Genomic DNA, 9,028 nt, shown 5'->3' with positions numbered 1-9,028 from the left:
TTTTACCCAGTTGTAAAAAGTTCCTGGCTTGATATCATGTTCCACACACCATTGATGATCTGTCAATCCACTTTGACGGCATTCCATGATGAGACGGTATTGTTCTTCGGCAGGTATTCTTTTGCTTCTCATGAGCACACCTCCATAACTTTAATAGAGTAAAATGCTCGCATCTATCATTTCTAGCAAGAAAAGATGAAGTAAAATGCTTGCATTCTCTATTGATTATTATGGGATATTTTTTAGGGCAACACAATCCGTCGAATTATTTTGTACTTACGATGTAAAGGGCGTTAGATCACCTGGATGAAACACAGGTCGGCCGCCTCGCTCTTTGTATTTTTCATATACAGCCGGAAGGGACGGTGCATAAAAGTGACACCATTGAAGCGACCAGAGATCATTGGATGTGGAATGGCTGTAAGCCTTTCGACAATCGATGAACACACAGTCTCCCTCACCCAGCTGATATGTTTGCTCCTCATAGGAAAGTTCTCCCTTACCAGACAGAACAATGAAACAAAGGAACGATACTAAATCCTCTCTTTGAGATACATGTGGGTGAACAGCCTGCAAAGAGCCGACCTCCTGCAAATGTAGCAAAGATGTTCTGGCAAAGGTTGATGGGGTGTAAATGATTCGGGAGGAGCTTACGGAAGAAGATTGTGGGTTGAATAGTTCTTGGTCCATAAGCTGCTCCTTTCTCACATACACTGCATTATTTTTTCCAAAAATTTCTAAATTTATTTCTTAGAATCGCCCTTCTAACCTCTCTCTTCACCTCAATCATCTGATTATTTCTAACCGTCACCGGCAACTTTATATCATCTTCAAATTTATATCGTGTGTTGTAAGTTTTTACAAATAATTTAATGAATGTTGGATCATACTCCAAATAATCAAACAGTTCTTTCCAGTAACCTGCCATAAATCTTGCATCTACAAAGTATGAAGCCAGCTTTTCTCCCAGTTGTATCATTAATTCTTCGTTAGGCGTTTCCTTATATTTCTTTTCTAATTCTTCAATTTCAGGATATTTATTACGGAGATTGGGCAACCTATTCTTCACATTATTCAGAATCTCCAGTAACTTGAAGTTGAGATTAATGAAGAAACATGACTGAATAGAATCAATCAGCAAGTCGTTTCCTTCATACGACAATGCCAAATTCGCAAAATAGACGTCGCCTTTGTGTTCCAAATAAAAGCCAACATATTTCTGTGCATTTTTCTTGCGAAGTTCATTGCAATCACAGTCTTTGTTTCCTTTTTCTCTTTCTGGAACTAATGGTGCATATTTACCAACCGTTTCAATACCATCATATATATCTTCAATACATTCATTACATCTAAAATCTTGCTTTAGCTTTCTCTTGCTATACCACACTTGCCATTTATAAATAATAACGACACCAATGATACTGCAAGACACACCAGAAAAATAAGTATTTGTGATAATCTTCTCTATCAGCGGAAAAAATGGCAAACCTGCAATTGTCGTAAACACACCAACTTTCCATGCAATTAGTGTTAATAGGATTAAACATAGCAATGTCAATGAAAGCATTACTTTTCTATACATAAATTTTTCCTTCACTACCTATAGAATTCCTTTTTTGCCTCTTAGCCGTTCATTGAACGTTGCCTGCTGCTCACCTCGTAGCGGTGTGCATTTTCCGAGCAGCTACCGTGTGGGACAACCACACGGCTTTTGTTTTTACTCCCAGCTGAAGCACATTCCTTTGAAACCATCAGCTTGCTCTTTACTAGTAAAGACCACTTTGATTTCATTCTTCACTGTGCAGTCATCACTGACTACCAAGATATGTCTCTGGGAGGAGTCATAATCGAACGTTACTGTTGGGGATTCAAACAGTTCACCATCCACATAGATATCTGCTTTGTTATCTCCGGATTCATAGGTATAGTCGATACCCAGTATGCCAGATGCATTTGTACTGATGGTAAAGGTAGTGTCATCCACACGCACAAAATCCGAGCTTGCGTCGTACCAGACGAAGTTATCGAACTTATGTACATCGGCATTGATCACATCAGCTTCTGCCATCTTTCCTGTGGAGGCAGCCACGTTATCGTCAATGACCTCCTTGACGGTTTCAAAGTAAATTTCCTGTCCAGCATCGTTCGGGTGAACACCATCATTTGACAGGTCTTCGTATGCTTTTCCTAAATTGTTAAAGGCATCGATTGTATCTGCGATTGGAATAGAGTAGAGCTCACAAATGCTCTGAATAGTAGTCATTTTCTCGGTATACTCACGCTGAGAAGATTCCAAAATAGAGATGATAGAGCAATCCGGGTACTTGCTTCTGATGGCTCGGATGATGGATTCATAGTTCGTGGAGAAGCCATCTGCACCATCGTTCTGACCGTAGCAGATAATCGCCAAGTCATAGCCCACATCATCGTTCAGAGTCATCGTCCGGACATAACCGGCATAAGAGGCATTGCCACCCATGGAGACATTCGTAAAAGATACTCTATTATTATAGGTTTTCCTCAAATTATTCTGAAGAAGAGTACACCTGCCTTTTTCACCCTGACCATTTTCTGCAATCGAATCGCCTACGACCAGCACATTCACATCAAAACCGTCTACCAGTTTCTGATAGAAGCTATCCTCTGCTTCTTTCTGCTTCAAGGCGATCTGTTTTTCCTGTTCTTCTTGATATAGTTTTTTATTGAGTGCCCTAAGTTCTGCAGATTTTTTATCTTCTTCCACTTTATTCATCCATAGAAAGACACCCAGCAGTATTGCCAATATAACGGTTATTATTTTTAATATCAATTCTTTCTGGGAGTTACTGCGACACCCCCCGATGTTTATAACTCATATTCACTAAATCCTTTCTTCAAATAGGCTCACAGCTCAAAAGATGATTTATCAGGTAATTTATTTTCAAACGCTTTCAGTATTTTTCGTTTTGTACCTTCAAAATCCTTCAATTGCTCAGAATCATTAATACAAATCGTTTTATGAATGCCTTTATTAATGTCATTAATTATAGATCCTATATTCTCCCCTACATCATACATTTTCCCAAAGCTAGGAGATCGTGGTTCAAAATATCCACTCGCAATCTGCCAATACCTCATAAGCCATTGGTTAACATCTTTATCGTCTCTAAATTTATGTTCGCACACTTGAGACAAATACTCAGATTCACAATTCCAAACGTCACAAAATGTTTTCTTAGAGTAAGAATATGGAATATGGAGTTCATAAAAGCCGGAATATCTATTCCAAGGTAGCAAGCATAACGTTCTAAGTATTTCTTTTCCGTATTTTATGCTAATCCATTTTCGCCAATTTTCTCTGAACTGTTTTTTAAATATAAAGTGTTCTGAAATGACACACAGATTATTTACAATGATGTGCGTTATCCCTCTCCTATCCATTTTGACAGTATTTAAAATAGCGCTATCTCTCGGCAGATTTCCTTTAAAGAAATCATCTTCAGAGACATAGTTATTAATAAATGTATCATCATTAAAATAAACAAAACGTTCAGATAGTCCGGGTATCTTATGAAGATTCAATTCAATAACATGAGAACTAAAAGTTGGAAGATACTTTTCATCAATATAATCCGAATGATTCACTAACCTTAATTTCGGATTATTTTCATTAAGCCACGTTGGTTTTTGCCCACATGTCACAAAATGTACTTTTCTAACCCATGGTGCATACTTCTCGACAGCCCTAAACCAATACTTCAAATTGTCCCAATCTCTATAACGCACCTCACTATCTGATTGAACATTAATTTGAATATCATTACTCTTATATTTATTTTTTTCCGCTATCCATTTGGGATCTTTATCATCCACCCAAATCAGCACAAAATCTATACCTTCATTCATATTTTTCTCCACATAGAATCAATCAAACAATCACCTTGTGCTTTCTCAATGGTATAATTGTCATCCCATCATATCTTTTATCTCTTTGTCTCGCCCATGTTTAATTATGTAAATAACAAACATCACTACCATTGCAATTCCCATAATCAAAATCTGGAATCCTGCAATGGTTTTCACAATTTTAATTCCTTCAATACTTTCTGTCAAAGTAAAAATCAGGGAAACCGCACCCATAATAATTTATTCATTGTTTCTAAAAGATATCTTAAGCACTCCATGTCTATCTTATCTTTTTCCTTTTAGGGGTGGTATCATATAGTCTCTATACATTTAATTCAATAATTTATCGTATTCTTTTAGAGCCTTAAATTCATCATCCTCAAAAGGAATCAAAATTTCTTCTTTAAACATCTCCCTATCCACAAGGTACTTTCCATATGCTGAAATTTCTTGCACATAAAGGTGCTTACCGCATGATATCCCACACGACCTTTATTCTTTTCTTCTTATGAAACTCCACCTAATTACACGTTTTCTCTGTACTTTTCCCTTAACGTTTTTTTCAAATCTTCTACAGAAATTGGATCATTTGCAAATTCTTTCATCTTTACAAGATCTTCCTCGCAATCAACCTCGAATATCTCGTTATTATTTTCCATATGTCTTACATGAATATGTCGTTCTTGATAATATGGGAAGAACAACTCATCCCAAAACAATTTTTTTGTGGCTGGATTATTCCAATCCACATCATGAAGAAGCTTATTAATAAACACCAAATCACTTTTGGTTCAAAAAGAAATTCCAGACCAAATTGATCCGGCCATGCCTGCTGTATTTACAGAAGATATATACAGTCCTTTTTCGTCCTGTGCTAAGTTAGCAACCCATTCTGGTCTAGTAAGTTGTTTTTCCATTTTGTTTAGTACCAGGGGTCTGGCACTTTTTTCTACCACAGTCATAAGACCGTTGCCTGCTACTCACCACGGAGAGGTGTGTGAAGATTTGAGCAGCTACCGTGTGATCAATCTCACACGGCCTAAATTGTTACTTCCAACTAAAGCACATTCCACGGAAACCATCTGCTTGTTCTTTGCTGTTGAACACAACTTTGATTTCCTTCTCTACTGTGCAGTCATCACTGACCACCATGATATGCCGCTGGGAGAAGTCATAGTTAAACGTGACGGTAGGAGATTCATACAGCTCGCCATCCACATAGATATCCGCCTTGTTATCGCCAGATTCATAGGTATAATCGATACCAAAAATACCAGATGCAGATGCATTCAGAGTAAAGGTCGTATCATCTACACGCTCAAAATCGGTATCCGCTCCATACCAGATAAAGTTATCGAACTTATGCACATCTTTGTTGATGACCTCTGCATCTCCCATTTTTCCGGTAGATGCAGCTACATTTTCATCAATAACAGCCTTTACGGTTTCGTAGTAAATTTCCTGCCCCGCATCATTCGGATGAACACCGTCATTTGACAACTCATCATAAGCCTTACCAGCATTATTGAATGTTGCAATCGTATCCGCTACAGGTATTCCATAATGGTCACAGATGCTTTGGATTGTTATCATCTTATCCGTATACTCACGCTGAGAAGATTCCAAAATCGAGATAATGGAGCAATCCGGGTATTTACTTCTGATAGCTTGGATAATGGATTCATAATATGTAGAAAACCCATCTGATCCATCATTCTGACCATAGCAGATAATTACTAAGTCGTAGTCGATGTCATCATCCAGTGCCATTGTCCGGACATAACCAGCATAGGAGGTATTACCACCCATTGAGACATTTGTTACGGATACAGATGCTTTATTAACAGTCCTTAAATATGCTTGTAACTGTTTAAACCACTGTTGTCCATCTGTTTCTGTGCCAGCACCTGCGCCGATTGAATCTCCCACAACCAAAACATTAACGTCAAAACCATCTGATAGCTTCTGATAAAAGCTATCCTCTGCCTTTTTCTGTTTTAATGCCGCTTCTTGCTCCTGCTCTTCCTGATACAGTTTTGCATTCAGTGCTTGTAGTTCTGCCGATTTCTTATCCTCATCCTTTTTGTTCATCCAGAGGAGAACTCCAAGGAGCACAGCAAGCAAAACTATAATGATCGATAGTATTACATTTTTCTGGGAGCTACTGCGGTACCCCCCCCCGACGATTATGACTCATTCATACTCTCCTTGTTTATAGACTTTTCTTGATTTCCGATGAACAAATTCCAGGTGTTCTTTTCATGCGTACAACTTCTTTTCCATTTTCTTTACACCACTCAATAGCTTTTTGAAATCCTGCATGATTTTGATCCTCGCCAACTGCAAAAACGTCAAAATCTAATGTCTTGATAGTCACATCAACATCTGTATAGCTTACCACTTCATCAACTACACGCAACGCACCAACCAGTTCTTTCCTTTGCTCTGTTGTATACATTACTTTGGCATTCGGTTTTGTCTTCAATATATAATCGCCGTCCTGAACAGCAACTATTAGCCAATCCCCAAGTTTTTTCGCATTTTTAAATAACCGAAGATGTCCTAAATGGAAGTAATCATATACTCCAAATGTCACGACCTTTTTCATGTTCGTCCTCCATATATTCTTATCACTTAATTCTTCTTGATTCAATATAATATCTTTTTTCCTGAGCATGTCCCATAGAAAACGTTTTTCGTGGCAACGAACCATTTTTTATGATTTCAGAAAACAAATTTTCTTTATCGATGCCTGATAATAAAAGCCCTATACAATCGGATTTACAACTCAGTTTCTTTAAAACATCATCATCGTGAATATAATCAATGCCGCAATTATTTGTTTTGACGTAATCATCTAAAAATCTTTGTAAAATGCCGACCGTTAATTCTCCTAGATTTTCATCTAAATACAGTACGCCTCGTTCTTCCTTTGTATAATATTCCACCTTATGCTTACTGTATGATACGCATATTGTTTTTATTTTTGTAAGAAAATCACTGATATCAACATTCATTAGCAACCTATGTATGGGTTCAAACTGTTGTGATTCGTCCTGCAAATTCTCTAGCTCAACTAACGCATATCTTGACTTTATGCTTGTTCCAAAAGCTTTCTTTTGCTGTTCATAGCATTCTTTCGCCGTAGCAAGCGAGTGGTTTCCATCTCCTACAGCAAAGATCATCGGATTTTCATCTAATCCATAATACTTTTCTCTAATATCTTGTAAATACTTTTCTAAAGCAGCATCAAATATCTCTGCTTTGTCTTCTGATACAAGCCATCCAGTGATGTGTCCTCCATCCTGCATCAAATCGAAATCATATAGTATTTCTAGCTTTTCTTTAATCGTTTCAATCGATTCCAGCAATTGATGCTTTTGGTCATCACACAAAAGCAATATATGAGGCAATTCAATGTTCGCATTCTCACGGATCTTGACTCTTGGCGGTATGCGTTCTACCACTGTTTTTTCTGTTGCCCTAATTTTAGATTTTGCGTTTGGTTTATAATCGTAATCTTCCAAGTCAATTGCACCAACTATACCTTTACGAATGGCACCATTTTTTAATCTTCGTTCAACATATATATACGAATTATTATATGTTTCAAAAATATTCTCTTTTAAATAGCTGTTCATTGCTTCATTAATATTAGCTATTTTATTATCATTATTTTCCGACAGTTGTGCTTCCGGTAAAATCAAATTATATGTAGATGCTTCATTTCCGACATATTTTTGCACATTTTCCCAGTATTCAGGTTGTGATGTGAATTGATCACATGCAACAACTGCCCACTTTCTATAATCTTTAATTTTGGGAAGTAAAATATCCGTTTTTTCAAATACCATCTCGATTATACTTTCTGTTCTTTCATTTTTTCTTTAATTTCTGTAGTGCTTATTCCATGTGTATATGGTAAATACTCAATTGAAGCTCCATACTCTGCAAACTGCTTTTCTGTACGCATATAACGCTCAGATCCCTTCCAGTCATCTCCAGAAAACAGAACATCAAACCCAAATTTCTTTAATGCCAACATCTTGTCATCGGTTTCTTCAATCGTTACTAACTCGGCTCTGTCTACAACTTTTAGAGCATTCAAAATTCTCACTCTTTGACCTTCTGGGTAAACAGGCTGTTTTTTCTTGATCTCAGTAACATACTTGTCATCACAGACACCAACAATAAGAATATCGCACATCTCTTTGCATCTTTCCAAAAGGTTCAGATGTCCCACATGGAAAAGATCAAACACTCCGCATGTATATCCAATATGATACTTTTTCATTTTATATTTCCCCCTATCAAACTTTAACCTCTACAATTTGATGCCAATTCCCACGTTTTTCAACGGGCGGAAGCTGCATATAATCGCCATATGATGTCTTTAAATACAAATCATACTTTTGAGGAACCAAAAATGTTGTATCCTCAAAATTCACTTCAACAAATTTTTCAAAACACTCTGTAGGAATAATCCACTTTCCAAATGGCGTTCCGCCGGATTGTTCAACATAATATTTGGATGCTTCTGTATTATGCATTGGCATAATTTTTTCGTAACTTTCAATCATTGACTCTCGACTGTGAGTCATTGCATAAACAGCATAAGGCATATACTTTGCTCTTACCAGTAATCTATCCAGTGTACCTTTATGTCTCAACCATGGTGTCATGCCATCTTTCATCCATAAGCTATACTTAAGAAGCATAATCTTTTTTGCTAATTTTCTTCTGACCTTCTCGTCATCAGGGTATACATCATAAGGAAAAATGTCTACGAATATTTCATTATGCGCATTTGTTTTCTGTGAAACCGCTTCAATAAAAATCGTGCCCTTTTTTCTCACCTTTGCAAATGCATAGGGATAACTTGTATCTGTCTTCCAAGTCTGAAGAAAATACTCTGGTTTCAATTTTTTAGGTGCAATTTCAAGGAATTTCTCATAATCTTCTCTGAGCATTCCCATGTCCATGTCATCATCCCATGGGATAAATCCCTTATGGCGAATTGCTCCCAAAAGAGTTCCAGAATCAAGAAAATAATTAATATTATTTTCATCACACACTCTCTTGATTTCTTTTCCGATTTCCAACTGTGCCAACTGAACCTTGCGCAAAGTTTCATTATCCATTT

At 37.0% G+C, this 9,028-nt stretch carries 12 protein-coding genes; all 12 read right to left on the bottom strand.

The features are described from left to right. A partial coding sequence (tnpA, locus tag DXA55_RS19155) for an IS66 family insertion sequence element accessory protein TnpA (protein WP_442857657.1) occupies positions 1–132 on the bottom strand: 132 nt, incomplete at its 3' end. Positions 133–718: 586 nt separating this feature from the next. Beyond that, on the bottom strand, positions 719–1,582 hold the full coding sequence (locus DXA55_RS03765) for a hypothetical protein (RefSeq protein ID WP_117813065.1): 864 nt from the start codon (positions 1,580–1,582) through the stop codon (positions 719–721). Between the two features lie 135 nt (positions 1,583–1,717). Continuing rightward, the gene (locus DXA55_RS03760; protein WP_117813064.1) at positions 1,718–2,752 is read right to left on the bottom strand and encodes an SGNH/GDSL hydrolase family protein; all 1,035 of its coding nucleotides are present in this window, start codon (positions 2,750–2,752) and stop codon (positions 1,718–1,720) included. 131 nt (positions 2,753–2,883) lie between these two features. Next, positions 2,884–3,885: a Stealth CR1 domain-containing protein gene (locus tag DXA55_RS03755; RefSeq protein WP_117813063.1), complete on the bottom strand. Its 1,002-nt coding sequence runs from the start codon at positions 3,883–3,885 to the stop codon at positions 2,884–2,886. A gap of 60 nt (positions 3,886–3,945) precedes the next feature. Further along, positions 3,946–4,119, bottom strand: coding sequence for a hypothetical protein (locus DXA55_RS17020; RefSeq protein WP_158565028.1), 174 nt, complete (start codon positions 4,117–4,119; stop codon positions 3,946–3,948). A 96-nt stretch (positions 4,120–4,215) separates the two neighbouring features. After that, on the bottom strand, positions 4,216–4,341 hold the full coding sequence (locus tag DXA55_RS18055) for a hypothetical protein (RefSeq protein ID WP_278309008.1): 126 nt from the start codon (positions 4,339–4,341) through the stop codon (positions 4,216–4,218). Between the two features lie 335 nt (positions 4,342–4,676). Then, positions 4,677–4,847, bottom strand: a complete 171-nt coding sequence (locus tag DXA55_RS17015) for a hypothetical protein (protein ID WP_158565027.1) — start codon at positions 4,845–4,847, stop codon at positions 4,677–4,679. A gap of 85 nt (positions 4,848–4,932) precedes the next feature. Further along, on the bottom strand, positions 4,933–5,976 hold the full coding sequence (locus DXA55_RS03750; protein ID WP_117813062.1) for an SGNH/GDSL hydrolase family protein: 1,044 nt from the start codon (positions 5,974–5,976) through the stop codon (positions 4,933–4,935). A gap of 121 nt (positions 5,977–6,097) precedes the next feature. Continuing rightward, positions 6,098–6,493 carry an adenylyltransferase/cytidyltransferase family protein gene (locus tag DXA55_RS03745; RefSeq protein ID WP_158565026.1) on the bottom strand — a complete coding sequence of 132 codons (396 nt, stop codon included), beginning with the start codon at positions 6,491–6,493 and terminating at the stop codon, positions 6,098–6,100. A 22-nt stretch (positions 6,494–6,515) separates the two neighbouring features. Next, a complete protein-coding gene (locus DXA55_RS03740) occupies positions 6,516–7,739 on the bottom strand; it encodes a DUF1015 domain-containing protein (RefSeq protein WP_117813060.1) in 1,224 nt (407 codons plus the stop codon). A gap of 5 nt (positions 7,740–7,744) precedes the next feature. Next, the gene (locus tag DXA55_RS03735) at positions 7,745–8,179 is read right to left on the bottom strand and encodes an adenylyltransferase/cytidyltransferase family protein (RefSeq protein WP_117813059.1); all 435 of its coding nucleotides are present in this window, start codon (positions 8,177–8,179) and stop codon (positions 7,745–7,747) included. A 16-nt stretch (positions 8,180–8,195) separates the two neighbouring features. Then, positions 8,196–9,026: a LicD family protein gene (locus DXA55_RS03730; RefSeq protein WP_117813058.1), complete on the bottom strand. Its 831-nt coding sequence runs from the start codon at positions 9,024–9,026 to the stop codon at positions 8,196–8,198. Between the last annotated feature and the right edge of the window lie 2 nt (positions 9,027–9,028).

This window comes from Blautia sp. OF03-13 (genome assembly GCF_003460685.1).
In the GTDB taxonomy this organism is placed as follows: Bacteria; Bacillota; Clostridia; order Lachnospirales; family Lachnospiraceae; genus Fusicatenibacter; species Fusicatenibacter saccharivorans.
This window is presented reverse-complemented; position numbering and strand designations above follow the sequence as displayed.